The following is a 455-nucleotide window of genomic DNA, read 5'->3' as shown; positions in this document are numbered from 1 at the left end:
CGCTGTCAGCCAGCCGATGTACCCATTGCCAAACCGCTTGGTGGGAGCGTTCAACGCCGAGTAATCGAAGAACTTCTTTTGTCTCTCTGAGTGAACAACCGGTCGCGTGGAGCTGGACGGCGAACACCCTGACGGGCGTTGCCGTCCGCTCACGCTCCCAAGTTTCTTCTAAATCGGTCGCAAAGCACTCGCTGAGCAGGTCTGCGAGCGTCATGACCAATTCATTCAATGACCTGCTCGTTCCTCAAACTGGCTTAACTAGACAGTGCCCCTACGTGCTTCACACAACGTCTGGTAGTGCGTCCGAATTGTTTGAGTTGAGGTAGCACTCACGGTCGCAACACGCGCCTGCGTGAGCGGCCAGTCTCGCTCAGCCGCAGCGGTATACACACACGCTGCAGCGACTGCATGCGGATTCGCGCCACGATGAGCCCACTCATCGCTCGATGTCTCGG

General features: G+C 57.6%; 2 pseudogenes. Both read right to left on the bottom strand.

The features are described 5' to 3' along the window. Positions 1 to 214: pseudogene (locus NKF06_RS20845) on the bottom strand (IS6 family transposase); the annotation flags it as partial. Between the two features lie 44 nt (positions 215 to 258). Next, positions 259 to 455 (bottom strand): annotated as a pseudogene (locus NKF06_RS20840) (transcription initiation factor IIB family protein); the annotation flags it as partial.

Source organism: Haloferax sp. AB510 (assembly GCF_024136985.1).
Lineage (GTDB): Archaea > Halobacteriota > Halobacteria > Halobacteriales > Haloferacaceae > Haloferax.
This window is presented reverse-complemented; position numbering and strand designations above follow the sequence as displayed.